The following is a 21531-nucleotide window of genomic DNA, read 5'->3' as shown; positions in this document are numbered from 1 at the left end:
AGCGCTTAGTTCACCCACACACGAGCGTTACGGAACATACGCATCCAAGGTGCGTCTTCGTTCCAGTCTTCCGAACGCCATGAGTTCTGCACCGCGCGGAATACCCGCTCCGGGTGCGGCATCATGATGGTCACACGACCGTCACGGCTGGTCAGGCCGGTGATCCCGCGCGGCGAACCGTTCGGGTTGGCCGGGTAACGCTCGGTGACCTTGCCGTGGTTGTCGACGAAACGCATCGCCACGCAACCCGACAGATCGGCTTCCAGCAACGCTTCTTCGCTTTCGAACTCGGCATGACCTTCACCGTGCGCGATGGCGATTGGCATGCGCGAACCGGCCATGCCTTGCAGGAAGATCGAGTTCGACTCCTGAACCTGAACCATGGCCACGCGGGCTTCAAACTGCTCGGAGCGGTTACGCACGAAGTGCGGCCAGAACTCGCTGCCCGGGATCAGCTCGTGCAGGTTGGACATCATCTGGCAACCGTTGCACACGCCAAGGGTGAAACTGTCGGTACGCTCGAAGAAACCCTGGAACGCATCGCGAGCGCGGCTGTTGAACAGGGCCGATTTGGCCCAGCCTTCACCGGCACCCAGTACGTCGCCGTAGGAGAAACCGCCGCACGCCACCAGACCTTTGAACTCGTTCAGGTCAACACGGCCGGCCAGAATGTCGCTCATGTGCACGTCGATCGCGTTGAAACCGGCGCGGTCGAACGCGGCCGCCATTTCCACCTGACCGTTGACGCCCTGCTCACGCAGCACGGCAACCTGTGGGCGAATGCCTTTTTTGATGTAAGGCGCGGCGATGTCCTGGTTGACGTCGTAGCTGAGCTTGACGCTCAGGCCCGGGTTGTCTTCTTCCAGCAGCACGTCGAACTCTTGCTCGGCGCAGTCGGCGTTATCACGCAGGCGCTGGATCTGGTAGCTGGTTTCAGCCCACTGACGTTGCAGCAGACGACGCTGACCTTCGAACACGGTTTCGCCGTTGAAGGTGATGCTGATCTCGCCGTTGTTGATCGGCTGACCGATCACCGACACGCAGTCGCCCAGGCCAGCAGCGCTGAACTGCGCGAGGATGTCCGGGGTGGCGTCCTGACGAACCTGGATCACGGCGCCCAGTTCTTCGTTGAACAGGATCGCGGCGATGTCGGCCGAGGTTTCCGCCAGGCCGTCGAGGTTCAGGCTCAGGCCGCAGTGGCCGGCGAAGGCCATTTCCACAACGCTGGTCAGCAAACCACCATCGGAACGGTCGTGGTAAGCCAGCAGGTGGCCGTCGGCGTTGAGGCCCTGGATCACGGCGAAGAAGGCTTTCAGGTCTTCGGCGTCGTCGACGTCCGGCGCCTGATTGCCGAGCTTGCCGTGAACCTGTGCCAGGATCGAGGCGCCCATGCGGTTCTGGCCACGGCCCAGGTCGATCAGGATCAGGTCAGTGGTGCCCTTGTCCATGCGCAGTTGCGGGGTCAGGGTCTGACGGATATCAGCCACTGGCGCGAAACCGGTCACGATCAGCGACAGCGGCGAGGTCACGCTCTTGTCCACGCCTTCGTCGTTCCAGCGCGTGGCCATGGACATCGAGTCCTTGCCCACCGGAATGGTGATGCCCAGTTCCGGGCACAGTTCCATGCCGACCGCTTTGACGGTGTCGTACAGACGCGCGTCTTCGCCCGGGTGACCGGCCGCCGACATCCAGTTCGCCGACAGTTTGATGTCGGAGATCTTGTTGATGCGCGAGGCGGCGATGTTGGTCAGGGTTTCGCCGATAGCCATGCGGCCCGACGCCGGGGCGTCCAGCAAGGCCAGCGGAGTACGCTCGCCCATCGCCATGGCTTCACCGGTGTAAACGTCGAAACTGGTGGCGGTGACGGCAACGTCGGCCACCGGAACCTGCCACGGGCCAACCATTTGGTCACGGGCCACCAGGCCTGTGATGGTGCGGTCGCCGATGGTGATGAGGAAGCTTTTGCTCGCGACAGCCGGGTGATGCAGAACGCGCTCGACGCAGTCGGCAATCGCAAGCGTCGACGGGTCGAAGTCGTCGCCCAGTTCGCTTTCACGAACGGCCGAACGGTGCATGCGCGGGGCTTTGCCCAGCAGCACTTCGAGTGGCATGTCCACCGGGCTGTTGCCGAAGTGGCTGTCGGTGACCGTCAGTTGCGGCTCGGCAGTGGCTTCGCCGACGACGGCGAACGGGCAACGCTCACGTTCGCAGATCGCTTTGAAACGTTCGAAGTCGGCAGGGCCGACCGCCAGAACGTAGCGTTCCTGGGATTCGTTGCTCCAGATTTCGTGCGGGGCCATGCCCGGCTCGTCGTTTGGAATGTTGCGCAGTTCGAAACGGCCACCACGGTCGCCGTCGTTGACCAGTTCCGGGAAGGCGTTGGACAGGCCGCCCGCACCCACGTCGTGGATGAAGCTGATCGGGTTGTGTTCACCCAACTGCCAGCAACGGTCGATGACTTCCTGGCAACGGCGTTCCATTTCCGGGTTTTCGCGTTGTACCGAAGCAAAGTCCAGGTCGGCCGAGCTGGTGCCGGTGGCCATGGAGGAAGCCGCGCCGCCGCCCAGGCCGATCAGCATCGCCGGGCCGCCGAGCACGATCAGCTTGGAGCCAACGAGAATTTCGCCTTTCTGTACGTGTTCGGCGCGGATGTTGCCCATGCCGCCAGCCAACATGATCGGCTTGTGGTAACCGCGCACTTCATCGCCACGCGGGGTGGTGATCGATTGTTCGAAGGTACGGAAGTAACCGGTCAGCGCCGGGCGGCCGAATTCATTGTTGAATGCGGCGCCGCCCAATGGGCCTTCGATCATGATGTCCAGCGCGGTGACGATGCGCTCAGGCTTGCCGTACGGCACTTCCCACGGCTGTTCGAAGCCCGGGATTTGCAGGTTGGACACGGTAAAACCGGTCAGGCCAGCCTTCGGCTTGGCGCCGCGACCGGTGGCGCCTTCGTCGCGAATCTCGCCACCGGAACCGGTGGATGCGCCCGGGAACGGGGCAATCGCGGTCGGGTGGTTGTGAGTTTCGACTTTCATCAGGATGTGCACCGGTTCCTGCACCGCGCCGTACTGGCGGGTTTCAGGGTCCGGGAAGAAACGGCCGGCCACGTTGCCGACGATCACCGAAGCGTTGTCCTTATAAGCCGACAGAACGCCTTCGCTGTGCATCACGTAGGTGTTCTTGATCATGCCGAACAGGCTTTTTTCCTGGCTCTGGCCGTCGATGTCCCAACTGGCGTTGAAGATCTTGTGGCGGCAGTGCTCGGAGTTCGCCTGGGCGAACATCATCAGTTCGATGTCGTGCGGGTTGCGCTTCAAGCCGATGAAGGCGTTGACCAGGTAGTCGATCTCGTCTTCGGCCAGGGCCAGGCCCAGTTCGACGTTGGCTTTTTCCAGCGCGGCGCGACCGCCACCCAACACGTCGATGGCGGTGAGCGGCTTGGGCTCGGAGTGACTGAACAGGCCCAGCCGCCAGCTCGAGGTTTTCCAGCACGATCTGGGTCATGCGGTCGTGCAGACCGTCGGCGATCAACTGGGCCTGCGCGTCGGTGAATTCACCGGTCACGTAGAAAGCGATACCGCGCTCCAGGCGCTGGATTTTCGCCAGGCCACAGTTGCGGGCGATGTCGCTGGCCTTGCTCGACCATGGCGAGATGGTGCCAAACCGCGGCAACACCAGGAACAGACGGCCGGTCGGCTCTTGTACCGGAACGCTTGGACCGTACTTCAGAAGGCGCGCAAGCACCTGCTGTTCATCGCCGGTCAGGACGCCGGTGACTTCGGCGAAGTGAGCGAATTCAGCATACAAGCCAGTGACAGCCGGAACCTTTTGGCTCAGTTGCTCAAGGAGTTTGCTGTGGCGAAAGGCAGAAAGGGCAGGAGCGCCGCGCAGGATCAACATCTTCGGGACAGCCTCGGGAAGGGGTGTGCTTTGAGGCCGTGCATTCTAGCCTAAACCGCCCGCGACATCACTCGAAACGCTACGCCTGGCTGCGGCCGAACGTCGGCCGGGGGGCCAGAGCCTATAACCAGAGGCAATTGAGGTCAGTGCGAAGGGTTATTTGAAGTGTCATACAAAGGGCTGAACGCCCATTCCTGAAGGCTTGGCGGCGATTTTGAAACCTCTAGCAGACAAGCCCTTTGCTGTCGAGATATGGCGCCCGTGGTCCTTTGCGTATACTGCGCAGATGTTTTCCCCAACGGCTTTGCGTCCGCGATACGCCAAATGGCTCTTCGCAACCGGACTCTTCCTGATGCTCAGTGGCTGTGTTGATAAACCCAACACACTGGAGCGCGTAAAGGAGGATGGCGTGCTGCGGGTGGTTACCCGCAACAGTCCCGCCACCTACTTCCAGGATCGTAACGGTGAAACCGGCTTCGAATACGAGCTGGTGAAGCGCTTTGCCGAAGATCTGGGGGTGGAGCTAAAAATTGAAACCGCCGATAACCTGGACGACCTCTACGGGCAGTTAGGCAAACCCAACGGCCCGGTGCTGGCTGCTGCCGGTCTGGTCAGCAGCGAAAAACGCAAGGCACAGGTCAGGTTTTCCCACCCGTACCTGGAAGTCACCCCGCAGATCATCTACCGCAACGGTCAGTCGCGGCCCACCAAACCCGCCGACCTGGTGGGCAAAAAAATCATGGTGCTCAAGGGCAGCACCCACGCCGAACAATTGGCAGAGCTGAAACAGAAAAATCCCGGCATTGAATACGAAGAGTCCGACGCCGTTGAAGTCGTCGACCTGCTGCGCATGGTCGATGAAGGTCAGATCGATCTGACACTGGTCGACTCCAACGAAGTGGCGATGAACCAGGTCTACTTCCCTAATGTGCGGGTCGCCTTCGACCTGGGTGACGCCAGCAACCAGAGCTGGGCAGTCGCTGCCGGCGAGGACAACAGCCTGCTCAACGAGATCAACACCTACCTCGACAAGGTGCAGAAGAACGGCACCCTGCAACGCCTCAAGGATCGCTATTACGGGCACGTCGACGTACTCGGCTACATGGGCGCCACCACGTTCGCCCAGCACTTGCAGCAACGGCTACCCAAGTACGAACAGCACTTCAAGACGTTCGCCAAGAAAGAACAGGTCGACTGGCGCCTGCTGGCGGCGATTGGTTACCAGGAGTCGTTGTGGCAACCGGCGGTCACCTCCAAGACCGGCGTTCGCGGCCTGATGATGCTGACCCAGAACACCGCGCAGGCCATGGGCGTGTCCAATCGACTGGACGCCAAACAAAGCATCATGGGCGGCGCAAAGTACCTGGCGTACATGAAGGAGCAACTGGACGATTCAATCCAGGAACCGGACCGCACATGGTTTGCGCTGGCAGCCTACAACGTTGGCAGCGGTCACCTGGATGACGCACGCAAACTCGCGGCCAAAGAAGGTCTGAACCCGGACAAGTGGCTGGACGTGAAAAAGATCCTGCCGCGCCTGTCGCAGAAACAGTGGTACAGCAAGACACGCTACGGCTATGCCCGTGGCGGTGAGCCGGTGCACTTTGTCGCGAACATCCGTCGCTACTACGACATTCTGACCTGGGTCACGCAGCCGCAGCTTGAAGGCAATCAGGTGGCCGAAGGCAGCCTGCACGTGCCGGGCATCGACAAGACCAAGCCGCCGGAAGAAAACCGACCGCTTTAATCAAGCCAACCCCAATCAAATGTGGGAACGAGCTTACTCGCGATGAGGCCCTGACATTCAACATTGATGGTGACTGACAGACCGCTATCGCGAGCAAGCTCGCTCCCACAGGGTTTCAGCGTGGTCTTCAGGCCTTCGTAGCAGCCGCCAGGATCAGCGCTTTCATCTCCGAAACAGCCGACTTGAACCCGACGAACAAGGCATGCGCCACCAGCGCGTGGCCAATGTTCAGTTCGTTGATGCCCTTGATGGCCGCGACCGCTTCGACGTTGTGGTAGTGCAGGCCATGGCCTGCGTTGACGATCAGGCCCTGAGCCAAACCAAAGGCCACGCCATCCGCCACACGCTTCAGCTCTTCTGCAACCGAAGTCGGCGTCTCGGCATCCGCATAACGGCCAGTGTGCAGTTCGATTGCGGGTGCGCCGACACGACGGGAGGCTTCGATCTGACGCTCATCGGCGTCGATGAACAGCGACACTTCGCAGCCGATTTTCGCCAGACGCTCCACCGCTGCCCTGATCCGCGCTTCCTGCCCCGCCACGTCCAGACCGCCTTCGGTGGTCAGCTCCTGACGGGTTTCCGGAACCAGGCAAATGTGCGCCGGGCGAATGCGCTCAGCGAACGCCATCATTTCCTCGGTGACGCCCATTTCGAAGTTCATGCGGGTTTGCAGCACGTCCTTGAGCAACAGCACGTCGCGCTCCTGGATGTGCCGACGGTCTTCGCGCAAATGCACGGTGATGCCATCGGCACCCGCCTCTTCCGCGTCCAGCGCTGCCTTGACCGGATCAGGGTAACGAGTGCCCCGGGCCTGACGCAGGGTAGCAACGTGGTCGATGTTCACGCCAAGAAGAATGCGATTGCTGGTGGTCACGGAAGCGCTCCTGAAAGAGGGAAGATTCGGCGCACAGCATACACGGGGATACAGGGTCTGTTGACGCTTGGTGACGGCAGACCCTAGGGTCTGTACGAAAACTGCCTGCGTGTCGATCATGCTGCGTTAAAAACAGGCTCGGAATGCTCATTTACACCCCGTAAACTCCGCTTCCTCGCCTGTTTTTGCCTTGCCTGATCGCCACTCGGCGACTTTTCGTACAGACCCTAGGGCTTGCGAAACAACTCGCGGCTGACCAGTGGCCGGCCACCCAGATGAACGGCCAATGCCTGACGCATCAGACGCTTGGCGGCAGACAATGCGCCCGGCGCGCTCCAGTCAGCGTCGGCCATGGCCAACAGCTCGGCACCGTTGAACAGGCCGGGTTGCAGCAGGTAGACCCGCTCCAGGCCCGCATCCACTTGCAAACGGTACAGACCGTCCGCCGCAATCGGCTCGTGGTGGATATCGGCGTTCAATGCAAAGCCGTAGCCCAGGTCATCGAGCAATCGCCATTCGAACGAGCGCAACAACGGCTCCAGCGGTCGCCCTTCGGCCAGTGCCAACAAGGTCGCGGCGTAATGATCGAATACTGCCGGGTGAGGATCTTCGGCGGGCAACAGGCGAATCAGCAGCTCATTGAGGTAGAGACCGCTGAACAGCGCTTCGCCATTGAGCCAGGTCGAGACGCCCGCACTTTCCATGCGCCCGACGTTCTTCAATTCGCCCCGACCACGAAACTCGACTTCGAGCGGCACGAATGGCCGCGCCAACGTCCCGGCCTTGCCCCGCGCACTGCGCAACACCGCCCGTAGCCGACCTTGCGGCGTGAGGAAATCCACCAACGCGCTGCTTTCGCGGTAGGCGCGGCTGTGGAGCACATAGGCGGGCTGGCCGAGGGGAGCTTGAGACATGAAAGTCAGGGTTCTCAATGAAAGAGCGCAGTTTTACAAACAACCCAAAACCACTGTGGGAGCGAGCTTGCTCGCGATTGCGGCCTGTCAGTCAACATTGATGTTGAATTTCAGGCCCTCATCGCGAGCAAGCTCGCTCCCACAGGGATTATCTGGTGTACCAGGAACCGAGTATTACAAGTCGCCGTAACCCAGCGAACGCAAGGCGCGCTCGTCGTCGGACCAGCCGCCTTTCACTTTGACCCAAAGGTTGAGCATGATCTTGGAGTCGAACAGCAGCTCCATGTCCTTGCGCGCTTCGGTGCCGATGCGCTTGATCCGCTCGCCCTTGTCGCCAATGATGATTTTCTTCTGACCGTCACGTTCGACGAGGATCAACGCATGGATGTGCAGGGTTTTCCCCTGCTGCTTGAACTCTTCGATTTCCACGGTGATCTGGTAAGGCAGCTCCGCGCCCATCTGGCGCATGATTTTCTCGCGCACCAGTTCGGCGGCGAGGAAACGGCTGCTGCGGTCGGTGATCTGGTCTTCCGGGAAGAAGTGATCGTTTTCCGGCAGGTGACCGGCGATCACCCGCTCCAGCGCGTCGAGGTTGTGCCCGTGCTGCGCCGAAATCGGAATGATCTGCGCGTTCGGCAGCTGCTCCTGCAACCAGCTCAGGTGCGGCATCAGCTCGGCTTTGTCTTCGATGCGGTCGGTCTTGTTCAGCGCCACGATCAACGGGCCCGTCACGTACTGAACGCGCTCGAGAACCATCTGGTCTTCTTCGGTCCACTTGGTGCGATCAACCACGAAGATCACCACGTCGACGTCTTTCAACGCGGCCGAAGCGGTCTTGTTCATGTAGCGGTTGAGGGCTTTCTCGCCACCTTTGTGCATGCCGGGGGTGTCGACGTAGATCGCCTGCACATCGCCTTCGGTCTTGATACCGAGCATGTTGTGACGAGTGGTTTGCGGTTTGCGCGAGGTGATCGCCAGCTTCTGACCCAGGATGTGGTTCAGCAGCGTGGATTTGCCCACGTTCGGACGGCCGACGATGGCGACATAGCCACAGCGAGTTGCAGTTGAATCAGTCATGGCCATTCTCCACGCCCAGGGCAATCAGTGCTGCGGCGGCCGCTACCTGTTCGGCAATACGACGACTCACACCCTGACCTCGGCTTTTTTCGTTCAGTAAGGTGATTTCGCATTCGACGAAGAACGTCCGGCAATGCGGCTCACCCTGGATATCCACCACTTCGTAACGCGGCAGTTCACAGGCACGCGACTGCAAGAACTCTTGCAGGCGGGTCTTTGGATCTTTGTTGGTATCGACCAGCGTCAGGCTGTCGAACTCGGACGTCAGCCAGGCCAGCACGCGTTCGCGCGCCATGTCCATGCCGGCATCCAGGTAGATCGCACCGATCAGCGCTTCGAGGGCATCGGCGAGAATCGACTCGCGGCGGAAACCACCGCTCTTCAATTCACCGGAGCCCAGGCGCAGGTACTCACCCAGATCGAAACCACGGGCCAGTACGGCCAGCGTCTCACCTTTCACCAAGCGTGCGCGCAAACGCGACAACTGGCCTTCGCGGGCCAGGGGAAAGCGATCAAACAACGCTTCACCGGCGACGAAGTTGAGAATGGCATCACCGAGGAATTCCAGGCGTTCGTTGTTGCGCCCGGCAAAGCTGCGGTGAGTCAGGGCCAGGATCATCAGTTCCTGGTCCTTGAAAGTGTAACCGAGCTGACGCTCGAGACGGCTTAAGGAGACGCTCACGGTTTACCCACGCTGAGTTCGTGGTCGACGTCCATCACAGCAATGCTGCTAGGTTCTTTGACAATTAACGCTGTGTTCAAAAATTACATCCTGAATATCGAGGCAAATGCTACCCGGCGGCCTTATGCAGGCTCCAGAAATGCATTCGGCGCTGTGTTCAACAGCGCCGTGTGTGATTACTTGATCAGGCCAACCCGCGAGAAATTCGGCAGGTGGCTGAGTTTGGGTTCCGGCCAGCTCATCCAGACTGCGAAGGCCTTACCGACGATATTCTTGTCGGGAACCATGCCCAGCATGTCTTTGGGAATGCTTGGATCATCCCAATAGCGACTGTCGTTGGAGTCGTCGCGGTTGTCGCCCATCATGAAGTAGTGCCCGGCAGGCACGGTCCATTGATGGTCCGGGATTGCGCGGTTACGGCTCATTTGCTTGCGGATAAAGTGCTCGGCAACGCCGAGTTTTTCCTTGTAGAGCTCGGCACTGCCCAGCATTCCCGGCTCGGAGCCAACCAGCAACTCGGCAATCGATTCGCCATTGACGAACAAACGCTTGTCGGCGGTGTAGCGAATCTGGTCACCCGGCAGGCCCACCACACGCTTGATGTAGTTGATGTTCGGGTCGCTTGGGTAGCGGAACACCATCACATCGCCGCGCTGCGGATCACCGACCTCGATGACTTTCTTGTCGATCACCGGCAAGCGGATCCCGTAAGAAAACTTGTTCACCAGAATGAAATCGCCAACGTTCAGGGTCGGTTTCATCGAGCCGGATGGAATCTGGAACGGTTCCACCAGGAACGAACGCAGCACCAGCACGATGAACAACACCGGAAAGAACGACTTGCCGTATTCAACCAGCATGGGTTCTTTGTTGAGTTTCTCGATCACCATCCCGTCCGGCTGGCTGACGCTGCCCTGATAGGAGGCAATGGCGGCACGCCGACGCGGCGCCAGGAAAATCAGATCGAGCAACGCCAACGCACCACAGACGGCGACGGCGATAACCAGCAACAGCGGGAAATTTAGTGACATAGGACCTAACTATCCAACCTGAGCACCGCGAGGAAGGCTTCCTGTGGAATTTCCACGTTACCGACCTGCTTCATGCGTTTTTTACCGGCCTTCTGCTTTTCCAACAGCTTGCGCTTACGGCTAACGTCACCACCGTAGCATTTGGCCAATACGTTCTTTCTGAGTGCCTTGACGGAGGTTCGCGCAATAATCTGCCCGCCAATGGCGGCCTGGATCGCGACGTCGAACATCTGGCGCGGAATCAGTTCTTTCATCTTCTCGGTCAACTGGCGACCTTTGTAGTGCGCATTGTCACGGTGCACGATCAGCGCCAGGGCGTCGACCTTGTCACCGTTGATCAGCACATCCAGTTTCACCAGACTAGCCGATTGATAACGATCGAAATGATAATCCAGCGAAGCATAGCCGCGACTGGTGGATTTCAGACGGTCGAAGAAGTCCAGGACCACTTCGTTCATCGGTATATCGTAGGTCACCTGGACCTGGGAACCGAGGAACAGCATGTCGTGCTGTACGCCACGCTTTTCGATACACAGGGTAATGACGTTGCCCAAGTGTTCTTGCGGCACAAGAATATTGGCCCGCACGATCGGCTCGCGCATGTCTTCGATCGAGGACACGTCCGGGAGCTTGGACGGGTTGTCGACGTAAATCGTTTCACCGGTTTTCAGCACCAGCTCGAAAATAACCGTCGGCGCAGTGGTGATCAGGTCCAGGTCGTACTCGCGCTCCAGGCGCTCCTGGATGATTTCCATGTGCAGCATGCCGAGGAACCCGCAACGGAAGCCGAAGCCCAGGGCGTCGGAGCTTTCCGGGGTGTACTGCAGCGACGAGTCGTTCAGGGTGAGCTTTTGCAGGGCTTCACGGAAGTCTTCGAAGTCGTCGGAGCTGACCGGGAACAGACCGGCGTAGACCTGCGGCTGAATGCGTTTGAAACCTGGCAGCACATCGACGTCCGGCGTCGAGCTCAAGGTCAGGGTGTCACCCACTGGCGCACCATGAATGTCCTTGATGCCGGCGATGATGAAACCTACTTCGCCTGCTTTCAGGTCAACGGTGGCGGTGTGTTTCGGGTTGAATACACCGACGCTGTCCACCAGGTGGATCTTGCCAGTGGATTTGACCAGAATCTTGTCGCCCTTCTTCACGCGGCCGTGGCGCACGCGAACCAAGGAGACAACGCCCAAGTAGTTGTCGAACCAGGAGTCGATGATCAACGCTTGCAGCGGATCTTCGATGTTGCCGGTCGGCGCGGGAATGGTCTTGACCAGGCGTTCAAGCACTTCGTCGACGCCCAGACCGGTCTTGGCACTGCACTCGACCGCGTCGGTGGCATCGATGCCGATGATTTTTTCGATTTCTTCCTTGACGCGGTCCGGGTCGGCCTGCGGCAGGTCGATCTTGTTCAGGACCGGCATGACCTCAAGGCCCTGCTCGATGGCCGTGTAGCAGTTGGCAACGGATTGCGCTTCAACGCCCTGACCTGCATCGACCACCAGCAACGCACCTTCACAGGCCGCCAGCGACCGGCTGACTTCGTAGGTGAAGTCAACGTGGCCCGGGGTGTCAATGAAGTTCAACTGGTACTTGATGCCGTCTTTGGCGGTGTAATACAGGGTAACGCTATGTGCCTTGATGGTGATCCCGCGTTCACGCTCAAGGTCCATGGAGTCCAGCACCTGGGCTTCCATCTCGCGCTCGGCCAGGCCGCCGCACATCTGGATGAAGCGATCGGCCAGCGTCGACTTGCCATGGTCAATGTGGGCGATGATGGAGAAATTGCGGATATGACTCAAATCACTCACGGATCAACACTCAAAAAGGCTGCAGGCATAGCCCGCCGAAAAATAGCCGGGAATTGTACCTGATACACGACGCAAGCGTCACGTTTGCAGGTCACCGACATTGAATACAAAAACGCCCCGATCTTGCGACCGGGGCGTTTTTACTGAACAGGCAGCGCGAAAATACCCGCGATCAACCCGCCCGACGCAAGAGCCAGACCCCTGCCAACGCACAGACACCCGCCGGGACCAGCACCGCAAACAGCGGCGAGAAACCGAACACCAGGCTCGACGGCCCCAGCAGATCCTGAACAATGCGGAACGTGAAGCCCACCAGCACGCCGGTAAACACTCGCTGCCCCAGGGTCACCGAACGCAACGGACCGAAGATGAAGGAAATCGCCATCAGGACCAGCGCCGCCGTGACCAATGGCTGCAACACCTTGACCCAAAAGGCCAGCCAGTAACGGCCGTTGTTCAAGCCCTGATCGGCCAGGTAGTGGATATAGCCCCACAGACCGCTGATCGACAGCGACTCAGGCGCCATCACCACGGTATTGAGCAACTCCGGGCTCAGGGCCACGTCCCAGCGCACGACCGGCTCGCTGACCAGCTCGGTGCTGCGACCGTGGAACAGCGTGGTGCTGACGTCGGTGAGCTGCCAGTGATCCTGTTCGAACTGCGCGCGTTTGGCGAAGCTCGACGACAGCATGTGCCGCTCATTGTCGAAGCGATAACGGGTCACGCCATACAGCACGCCGTTAGGCTGCACCGAGTTGACGTGAATGAACTCGTCACCCTGGCGGTGCCACAAACCGTGCTTGGCACTCTGGGCATCCCCGCCGCCCTGCGCCAGCGAGCGATTGGCCTGTGCCTGGTTTTCCGTGGCCGGGGCGACGTATTCGCCAACCAGCACGCCGGCCAGCATCAGCACCAGCATCGGCTTCATGACCGCCCAGACGATCCGACCGATGGACACACCGGCGGCACGCATGATGGTCAGCTCACTGTTGCTGGCCAGGCTGCCCAGACCGATCAGGCAACCGATCAGCGCAGCCATCGGCAGCATGTCGTAGACACGACGCGGCGCAGTCAATGCAACGAAGCTCAAGACGTCGACCAGCGTATAGGTATCGCTGACATCGCCCATTTCATCGATGAAGGCAAACAGCGACGCCAGTCCCAGGATAATCCCCAGTACCGCGACAATCGCCATGAAAACACTGCTACCAATGTAGCGATCGAGCTTAACCACGGGTCACCTCCAGCGCACTGCGGCGACTCGCCATCTTCAAGCGTAACGGCTCCCAGTAGAGCAAGCCCAGGCCAATGGCCAGGAATATCCCGTGAACCCACCACAAGCCCAGGGCCTGCGGAATCGTGCCTTTCTCCAGCGCGCCACGAGCGGCGATCAGGATAGTCAGGTAAGCCATGTAAAGAAGAATCGCCGGCAGCAGCTTGAGGAAGCGCCCCTGACGCGGGTTGACCCGCGACAGCGGAACGGCCATCAGCGTGACGATGAACACCAGCAGCGGCAGCGACAGACGCCATTGCAGCTCAGTGCGCGCGCGGATGTCATTGCTTTCGAGCAGGGAACGGGTGGTCATCGCATCGCGGTCGGTCACTTCATCGCTGACATCGGGCTTGGGCAGCAATACGCCATAGGTGTCGTACTTGATCGCACGATAGTCCGCCTGCCCCGGATTACCGTCATAACGGTAGCCATTGTCGAGGATCAGGTAGCGATTGCCATCTTCGTGGATTTCCTGACGACCCTTTTCGGCCACCAACACAGAAATCCCGCGGTCCTTGCTCTTGTCGCCCGACAGGCGTTTTTCCGAAATGAACACGCCAGCCAGGTTGATCCGGTCATCGGAGAGCTGCTCGGTGTAGGTCACCCGGGTGCCATCACGCAACGCCTGGAAGCGGCCCGGCACCAGGGTGTCGAATTCGGTCATCGCGTCTTGCTGGTTGATCAGCAACTGGAAACGGTTGGCACCCTGTGGCGCCAGGCTCAAGGCCAGCCAGGCCACGAGCAGCGCAACCAGCGTGGCCGGGAACAGGGTCATGCCCAGCAGCCGTTGCTGGCTCATGCCGGTGGCCGACAGCACGGTCATTTCGCTTTCCAGATAAAGCCGGCCGTAAGCCAGCAGAATCCCGAGAAACAGCCCTAGGGGCAGGATCAGTTGCAGGAAACCCGGCAGGCGAAAGCCCATGATCAGGAACAGCGAGCCGGGATCCAGGGCGCCAGAGGCAGCCTGAGCCAGGTACTTGATGAAGCGTCCGCTCATGATGATGACCAGCAGCACAGCGCTGACGGCGCTCAAGGTCAACAGGACTTCGCGGGATAGATAACGGAAGACGATCAAACCAGACACTCCAGGGTTGTCAGGCTAAGGCGGCCAAACAAGCAAACGTAGCGGGCGGCCCGCAGGGCTGAGCCGCCGAAAAAGATGTCGCATTATCCTGTGATTGCACGCGCCTGTCACTGCGCATGCTCAAGCGGGCGCGTAATGGCGCAAAGATCGTCCATACAAGGGTTGTCAGCCTCGACCGGCGAGGTTCAAACTGCGGCCTTTGTCGCTGCACCCAGCAGCGTCTGCCGCTCTTGTAAGCAAGCTTGCGCAAGCCCCTTTGGCGCGGCGTACTTTGACTATTTATTCAGGGACCCGGACATGGAACTGGTTGTAAAAAGCGTCAGCCCAGAAACGTTGAAAACCGCCACTCTGGTGGTCGCCGTCGGCGAAGACCGCAAGCTTGGCACCGTTGCCAAACAACTCGATGAACTCAGCGGCGGCGCGATCAGCGCGATCCTCAAGCGCGGCGACCTGACCGGCAAAGTCGGCCAGAGCCTGCTGCTGCACAGCCTGCCAAACCTCAAGGCCGAACGCGTGCTGCTGGTGGGCACCGGTAAAGACGCAGAACTGGGCGACCGCCCATTCCGCAAAATCATTGCCGGCGTGCTCAACACCCTCAAAGGGCTGGGCGGCACCGACGCCGTGCTGGCGCTGGACGAAGTGGTGGTCAAGGGTCGCGACAGCTACGGCAAGACCCGCCTGCTGGCCGAAACCCTGGCGGACGGCGAATACACCTTCGATCAGTTCAAGAGCCAGAAAGCCGAACCCCGCACCCTGAAGAAAATCACCCTGCTGACCATCAAGGCCGCGCAAGCCGAAGTTGAGCGCGCCGTGAGCCACGCCACCGCAATCGCCAACGGCATGGCGTTCACCCGCGACCTGGGCAACCTGCCACCGAACATCTGCCACCCAAGCTTCCTCGCCGAACAGGCGAAAAACCTCGGCAAGGAATTCAAGGGCCTGAAAGTCGAGATCCTTGACGAGAAAAAAATCAAGGAACTGGGAATGGGTTCCTTCTACGCCGTCGGCCAGGGCAGCGCCCAGCCGCCACGCCTGATCGTCATGCAGTACAACGGCGGCAAGAAATCCGAGAAGCCGTATGCGCTGGTCGGCAAGGGCATTACCTTCGACACCGGCGGCATCAGCCTCAAGCCGGGCGCGGGCATGGATGAAATGAAGTACGACATGGGCGGCGCCGCCAGCGTGTTCGGCACCCTGCGCGCCGTGCTTGAGCTGAAGCTGCCGATCAACCTGGTGTGCATCCTGGCGTGCGCCGAGAACATGCCGAGCGGCAATGCTTCGCGCCCGGGCGATATCGTCACTACCATGAGCGGTCAGACCGTAGAAATCCTCAACACCGACGCCGAAGGCCGTCTGGTGCTGTGCGACGCCCTGACCTACTCCGAACGCTTCAAGCCACAGGCCGTGATCGATATCGCGACCCTGACGGGCGCCTGCGTCGTTGCCCTGGGGGCTCATACGTCGGGCCTGCTGGGTAACAATGACGAACTGATCGGCCAACTGCTGAGCGCCGGCCAGACCGCCGACGACCGTGCCTGGCAATTGCCGCTGTTCGATGAGTATCAGGAACAGCTGGACAGCCCGTTCGCCGACATCGCCAACATCGGCGGCCCGAAAGCCGGCACCATCACCGCCGCCTGCTTCCTGTCGCGCTTCACCAAGAACCTGAACTGGGCGCACCTGGACATCGCCGGTACGGCCTGGACCAGCGGCGGCAAGGACAAAGGCGCCACTGGCCGTCCGGTTCCTTTGCTGACCCAATACCTGCTGGACCGCGCCAAAGCCTGAAACCGATGACCGCAAGCAGCGTCACTCACGGGTGACGCTGCTTGCGGCTCAGGAACCACGATGACCAAAGTCGACTTTTATATCCTGCCGAGCGCCGACCCCGCCGCACGGCTGGATTTTGCCTGCAAACTCACCGAGAAAGCCTGGCGCATGGGCCACCGGATCTACCTGCATTGCAGCGATGCCGCCCAGCGTGATGCCCTTGATGCACGCCTGTGGGCGTTCAAAGGTGAAAGCTTCGTGCCTCACGGCCCTGCCGAAAGCGAACCGGACGGCTTGATTGTACTGGGGCCCTGGGCGACGACCCCGGCCAGCACCAGGACTTGCTGGTCAACCTTGACCTGAAGGTGCCCTCGTTTGCCCAACGCTTTGCCCGAATCGCCGAAGTAGTGGTCGAAGACCCTGCCATTCGACAGGCTGCGCGGGAGAGTTTCCGTTTCTACCGCGAACAGGGCTATCCTCTGCAAGATCACCGTCTACAGCGACTCTGAATTCACGATGGACACGCCAAAACCGCAGCAAAAGCCCACGCACCTGCTGGATGACCTGGAGTCGATCCGCCAATTGCTCGGCGATGACAACCTGCAACCGCCCCTGCTGACGGACACCGTCGAGCAAGCGCGTGATGAAGGCCAGATCCCGATGTTGTTCGATCAGGTCGGCGGCAAACCGCAAGCCGACGTCATCGAACCGCCAACGCCCAAACCTGCACCTGTCGCCCCCCCTGTCGTCGAACCGGCGCCAGCAGCTTCCGTCCAGCAAGGCGCTGACGTGATGTTGCACCTGGACAGCGAACTGCGCGCCGCCGCGCAATTGATCATGCAAGACGTGATCGACGACTTCGCCCCGCACATCGAAACCGAAATCAAACGCCGTTTGGATGCGCGGATGGAACGGCTCCTCAGCCAGTACGAATAAACCGTATCTCTGTGGAGTGAGCTTCTGTGGCGAGGGAGCTTGCTCCCGCTCGGCTGCGAAGCAGTCGCAAAACTTGAGCATGCGGTGTACCTGACACACCTGATGTGCAGATATCAGGGCCGCTTCGCGCCCCAGCGGGAGCAAGCTCCCTCGCCACAGGTTCATTCCACATTAGTTCTCCGCCCGGCCTGCCCCTGCTCGCCCTTCGCCCCATGCCCCGCTATACTTGCCGGCTTTTCCTGAATAAATGCCAATAGGGTCCCGCCGCGCATGGATAAGACCTACCAGCCGCACGCCATTGAAACTTCCTGGTACAACACCTGGGAGTCCGAGAACTACTTCGCCCCGCAAGGCGCGGGCGATTCCTACACCATCATGATCCCGCCGCCGAACGTCACCGGCAGCCTGCACATGGGTCATGGCTTCAACAACGCGATCATGGACGCCCTGATCCGTTTCCGCCGCATGCAGGGTCGCAACACTTTGTGGCAGCCGGGCACCGACCACGCCGGTATCGCCACGCAAATGCTGGTGGAGCGTCAACTCGAAGCCAAGGGCCAAAACCGCCATGACCTGGGCCGCGAAAAATTCCTCGAAAAAATCTGGGAATGGAAGGATGAGTCCGGTGGCAACATCAGCCGTCAAATCCGCCGCCTCGGCTCGTCTGTAGACTGGAGCCGCGAGCGCTTCACCATGGACGACGGCCTGTCGGAATCCGTTAAAGAGGCCTTCGTGCGCCTGCACGAAGACGGCCTGATCTACCGCGGCAAGCGCCTGGTCAACTGGGACACCAAGCTGCACACGGCGATTTCCGATCTCGAAGTGGAAAACCACGACGAGAAAGGTTTCCTGTGGAACCTGAAGTACCCGCTGGCTGACGGCGCCAAAACCGCCGAAGGCAACGACTTCCTGATCGTCGCGACCACCCGCCCGGAAACCATGCTCGGCGACTCCGCCGTGGCCGTTAACCCGAACGATGAGCGCTACAAGGCCCTGATCGGCAAGTTTGTCGAGCTGCCGCTGGTTGGCCGCCGCATCCCGATCATCGCGGACGATTACTGCGACCCTGAATTCGGCACCGGCTGCGTGAAAATCACCCCGGCCCACGATTTCAACGACTACGAAGTCGGCAAGCGCCACAACCTGCCGCTGCTGAACATCTTCGACAAGAACGCCGAAGTGTTGGCGGCCGCCCAGGTATTCAACCTCGATGGCAGCGTCAACGAAGAGATCGACGGCACACTGCCCACCGAGTACGCCGGACTCAACCGCTTCCAGGCCCGCAAGGAAATTGTTGCCGCCTTCGACGCCGCCGGCCCTGCTGGTCAGCGTCGACGATCACGCCCTGAAAGTCCCGAAAGGCGACCGCTCCGGCACCATCATCGAGCCGTGGCTGACCGACCAGTGGTACGTGTCCACCAAGCCATTGGCCGAGCCTGCCATTGCTGCCGTTGAAGACGGTCGCATCCAGTTCGTACCCAAGCAATACGAAAACATGTACTTCTCGTGGATGCGCGATATCCAGGACTGGTGCATCAGCCGTCAGTTGTGGTGGGGCCACCGGATCCCGGCCTGGTACGACGAATCGGGCAAAGTCTATGTGGGCCGCGACGAAGCCGAAGTGCGTGCCAAGCACAACCTCGGGCCGGACGTTGCACTGCAACAGGACAACGACGTACTCGACACCTGGTTCAGCTCGGGCCTGTGGACCTTCTCCACCCTCGGCTGGCCGCAGCAGACCGAATTCCTGAAGAAGTTCCACTCCACCGACGTACTGGTGACCGGCTTCGACATCATTTTCTTCTGGGTTGCCCGGATGATCATGCTCACCATGCATTTGGTGAAAAACGAAGACGGCACGCCGCAGGTTCCGTTCAAGACGGTTTATGTGCACGGACTGGTGCGCGATGGTCTGGGCCAGAAGATGTCCAAGTCCAAGGGTAACGTCCTCGACCCGCTGGACATCATCGACGGTATCGAGCTTGAAGCGCTGGTAGAAAAACGCACTTCGGGCATGATGCAGCCGAAACTGGCGAAGAAGATTGAAAAGCAGACCCGCGACGAGTTCGCCGACGGCATCGCCAGCTACGGCACCGACGCCCTGCGCTTCACCTTCTGCTCGCTGGCGTCCACCGGTCGCGACATCAAGTTCGACATGGGCCGCGTAGAAGGCTATCGCAACTTCTGCAACAAGATCTGGAACGCCGCGCGCTACGTGCTGGACAAGGGCGAAGACTGCGGCCAGAACGGCGAAGCCTTTGAGCTGTCGCTGGCGGATCGCTGGATCATTTCGCAGCTGCAACGCACCGAAGCCGAAGTGACCCGTCAACTCGACCAGTTCCGTTTCGACCTGGCGGCGCAAGCCTTGTACGAATTCATCTGGAACCAGTATTGCGACTGGTACCTGGAACTGTCCAAGCCTGTGCTGTGGGACGAAAACGGCCCGATCGAACGTCAGCGTGGCACTCGTCGCACACTGGTTCGGGTGCTGGAAGTTGCCCTGCGCCTGGCTCACCCGTTCATGCCGTTCATCACCGAAGAAATCTGGCAGCGCATCGCGCCGCTGGCCGGTATCGAAGGCAAGACGATCATGCTGCAACCTTGGCCTGTGGCCAATGATGCTCGCATTGATCAGGCTGCCGAAGACGACATCGAATGGCTCAAGGGCCTGATGCTTGGCACGCGTAACATTCGTGGCGAGATGAACATCGGCCCGGGCAAACCGCTGCCGCTGTTCTTGAAGAACGTCAGTGCCGAGGACCAACGTCGCCTGACCGAGAACGAAGTCCTGCTGAAGAAGCTGGCCAAGCTCGAGTCGATCACCGTACTGGCCGCAGGCGAAGAAGCACCGCTGTCCGCCACTGCGCTGGTCGGCGAGATGGAAGTGCTCGTACCGATGGCCGGTCTGATCGACAAAGGTGCTGAACTGGCGCGTCTGGACAAGGAAATCCAGCGCCTGCAAGGCGAAGTGCAGCGCGTGGGCGGCAAGTTGTCCAACGCCGGCTTCGTTGACAAGGCCCCGGCTGAAGTCATCGAGAAGGAACGCGCCAAACTGGCCGAAGCCGAACAGGCTCTGGGCAAGTTGGCCGAGCAACATGCGCGGATTGCCAGCTTGTAACGGCAACTCCAGCGATTAAAAAGGGAGGCCTGCGAAGGCCTCCCTTTTTTTGCCTGCCGCATTCTCCCAAAACACCAAAATTCCAATGTGGGAGCGGGCTTGCTCGCGAAAGCGGAGTGTCAGCCAACATGAATGTTGAATGTTAAACCACCTTCGCGAGCAAGCCTGCTCCCACACTTGATCGATGTTATCTGCACTTTTGTCATCAATCCTGAGCTGATGTGGGACAATGCCCGCCACTTTGAGCCAAAACCCTGAATCGACTTCCCATGACCGCCCCTAGCAAACCCAAAGCCCCGCGCCAAAAGCCAAAACCCGCGACCCCGGCCAAAGCCGTCGAACCGCGCGAGAAGGCCAGCCTGCATCCGCGCAACCGCCACCAGGGTCGTTACAACTTCCCCGCGCTGATCAAGACCACGCCGGAACTGGCGAAGTTCGTGATCATCAACCCGTACGGCAAGGAAAGCATCGACTTCGCCAGCCCGGACGCGGTGCGGGTGTTCAACCGGGCGCTGCTCAAGTCGTTCTACGGCGTCGCCCATTGGGACATCCCGGCGGACTACCTCTGCCCACCGGTTCCGGGCCGTGCCGACTATGTGCACTTCCTGGCCGACCTGCTGGCCAGTGTCAACGACGGCGAGATCCCACGCGGTGCGCCGGTCAAGGTGCTCGATATCGGCATGGGCGCCAACTGCGTCTATCCGCTGATCGGCTACAGCGACTACCGCTGGCACTTCCTGGGCTCGGAAATCGACCCGACGGCCGTGGCTGCCGCCAAAGCCATTGTGCAGTCCAACGGGCTGAACAAAGCCATCCAGTTGCGCCAGCAAAGCAATCCCAAGCACATTCTGCTGGGCCTGCTCGAACCCGGCGAACGCTTTGACCTGACCATGTGCAACCCACCGTTCCACGCCTCGATGGACGAGGCTACCCGGGGCAGTGAGCGTAAATGGCGCGCCCTGGGCCGCGCCGATCCAAAACGCAAACTGCCGGTGCTGAACTTTGGCGGTCAGTCGGCAGAATTGTGGTGTGAAGGCGGCGAAGCGCGATTTGTGACGCAACTGATCGCCGAGAGTGCGCACTTCCAACACAAAGTACTCTGGTTCAGCACTCTGGTCTCGAAGGCATCAAACCTGCCAGCGATTGAGACGGCCCTGAAAAAGGCCGGCGTCCTGGAAAGCCAGGTGGTGGAAATGTCTCAGGGGCAGAAGAAAAGCCGCTTCGTGGCCTGGACCTTCCAGACCAAGTCCGAGCAGCAAGTCTGGCGCGAGCGCTGGGTCCGAAAGAGCTAATGCAGGTCAAGTGCGGGAGCGAGCT

At 60.3% G+C, this 21531-nt stretch carries 12 protein-coding genes and 3 pseudogenes; 6 read left to right on the top strand and 9 right to left on the bottom strand.

The genetic code is table 11. From position 1 onward, the window contains the following. Window positions 1-5: 5 nt before the first annotated feature. Window positions 6-3903, bottom strand: a pseudogene (gene purL / locus AABM54_RS05550) (phosphoribosylformylglycinamidine synthase). Window positions 3904-4189: 286 nt separating this feature from the next. On the opposite strand from purL, the gene mltF reads away from it, so the two are divergent. Continuing rightward, entirely contained in the window at window positions 4190-5650 is a 1461-nt protein-coding gene (gene mltF, locus AABM54_RS05545; RefSeq protein WP_347904312.1) for a membrane-bound lytic murein transglycosylase MltF, read from the top strand. 127 nt (window positions 5651-5777) lie between these two features. On the opposite strand, the gene pdxJ is transcribed toward mltF, so the two are convergent. From pdxJ to lptF, 8 genes are all read right to left on the bottom strand, one after another. Continuing rightward, entirely contained in the window at window positions 5778-6524 is a 747-nt protein-coding gene (gene pdxJ, locus AABM54_RS05540) for a pyridoxine 5'-phosphate synthase (protein ID WP_347904311.1), read from the bottom strand. 227 nt (window positions 6525-6751) lie between these two features. After that, window positions 6752-7438, bottom strand: a complete 687-nt coding sequence (gene recO / locus AABM54_RS05535; RefSeq protein ID WP_347904310.1) for a DNA repair protein RecO — start codon at window positions 7436-7438, stop codon at window positions 6752-6754. Window positions 7439-7612: 174 nt separating this feature from the next. Further along, a complete protein-coding gene (gene era, locus AABM54_RS05530) occupies window positions 7613-8515 on the bottom strand; it encodes a GTPase Era (RefSeq protein ID WP_054593873.1) in 903 nt (300 codons plus the stop codon). After that, window positions 8508-9197 (bottom strand): ribonuclease III, encoded by a 690-nt coding sequence (rnc, locus tag AABM54_RS05525; protein WP_347904309.1) that lies wholly within the window; start codon window positions 9195-9197, stop codon window positions 8508-8510. The genes era and rnc overlap by 8 nt, the downstream gene beginning before the upstream one ends. A gap of 176 nt (window positions 9198-9373) precedes the next feature. Then, the gene (gene lepB / locus AABM54_RS05520; protein WP_347904308.1) at window positions 9374-10228 is read right to left on the bottom strand and encodes a signal peptidase I; all 855 of its coding nucleotides are present in this window, start codon (window positions 10226-10228) and stop codon (window positions 9374-9376) included. A 5-nt stretch (window positions 10229-10233) separates the two neighbouring features. After that, window positions 10234-12033, bottom strand: coding sequence for a translation elongation factor 4 (gene lepA / locus AABM54_RS05515; protein ID WP_347904307.1), 1800 nt, complete (start codon window positions 12031-12033; stop codon window positions 10234-10236). Between the two features lie 172 nt (window positions 12034-12205). Then, window positions 12206-13267: an LPS export ABC transporter permease LptG gene (lptG, locus tag AABM54_RS05510; RefSeq protein WP_347904306.1), complete on the bottom strand. Its 1062-nt coding sequence runs from the start codon at window positions 13265-13267 to the stop codon at window positions 12206-12208. Then, on the bottom strand, window positions 13260-14381 hold the full coding sequence (gene lptF, locus AABM54_RS05505) for an LPS export ABC transporter permease LptF (protein WP_347904305.1): 1122 nt from the start codon (window positions 14379-14381) through the stop codon (window positions 13260-13262). Before lptF ends, lptG begins: the two co-directional genes overlap by 8 nt. A gap of 306 nt (window positions 14382-14687) precedes the next feature. Here lptF and AABM54_RS05500 point away from each other — a divergent pair, with 306 nt between their 5' ends. From AABM54_RS05500 to rlmF, 5 genes and pseudogenes are all read left to right on the top strand, one after another. Continuing rightward, window positions 14688-16178: a leucyl aminopeptidase gene (locus tag AABM54_RS05500; protein WP_347904304.1), complete on the top strand. Its 1491-nt coding sequence runs from the start codon at window positions 14688-14690 to the stop codon at window positions 16176-16178. Between the two features lie 60 nt (window positions 16179-16238). Then, window positions 16239-16669 (top strand): annotated as a pseudogene (locus AABM54_RS05495) (DNA polymerase III subunit chi). A gap of 7 nt (window positions 16670-16676) precedes the next feature. Continuing rightward, window positions 16677-17096: a DNA polymerase III subunit chi gene (locus AABM54_RS05490; RefSeq protein WP_347904303.1), complete on the top strand. Its 420-nt coding sequence runs from the start codon at window positions 16677-16679 to the stop codon at window positions 17094-17096. A gap of 270 nt (window positions 17097-17366) precedes the next feature. Further along, window positions 17367-20214 (top strand): annotated as a pseudogene (locus AABM54_RS05485) (valine--tRNA ligase). 269 nt (window positions 20215-20483) lie between these two features. After that, window positions 20484-21506, top strand: a complete 1023-nt coding sequence (gene rlmF / locus AABM54_RS05480; RefSeq protein ID WP_347904302.1) for a 23S rRNA (adenine(1618)-N(6))-methyltransferase RlmF — start codon at window positions 20484-20486, stop codon at window positions 21504-21506. The last annotated feature ends 25 nt before the right edge of the window (window positions 21507-21531 follow it).

This window comes from Pseudomonas purpurea, from assembly GCF_039908635.1.
Taxonomy (GTDB): domain Bacteria; phylum Pseudomonadota; class Gammaproteobacteria; order Pseudomonadales; family Pseudomonadaceae; genus Aquipseudomonas; species Aquipseudomonas purpurea.
This window is presented reverse-complemented; position numbering and strand designations above follow the sequence as displayed.

Bases quoted from the DNA above. Each gene is read 5' to 3' on its own strand.
- mltF (WP_347904312.1), top strand. From the start codon at position 4,190: ATGTTTTCCCCAACGGCTTTGCGTCCGCGATACGCCAAATGGCTCTTC.
- recO (WP_347904310.1), bottom strand. From the start codon at position 7,438: ATGTCTCAAGCTCCCCTCGGCCAGCCCGCCTATGTGCTCCACAGCCGC.
- era (WP_054593873.1), bottom strand. From the start codon at position 8,515: ATGACTGATTCAACTGCAACTCGCTGTGGCTATGTCGCCATCGTCGGC.
- lepB (WP_347904308.1), bottom strand. From the start codon at position 10,228: ATGTCACTAAATTTCCCGCTGTTGCTGGTTATCGCCGTCGCCGTCTGT.
- AABM54_RS05500 (WP_347904304.1), top strand. From the start codon at position 14,688: ATGGAACTGGTTGTAAAAAGCGTCAGCCCAGAAACGTTGAAAACCGCC.
- AABM54_RS05490 (WP_347904303.1), top strand. From the start codon at position 16,677: ATGGACACGCCAAAACCGCAGCAAAAGCCCACGCACCTGCTGGATGAC.
- rlmF (WP_347904302.1), top strand. From the start codon at position 20,484: ATGACCGCCCCTAGCAAACCCAAAGCCCCGCGCCAAAAGCCAAAACCC.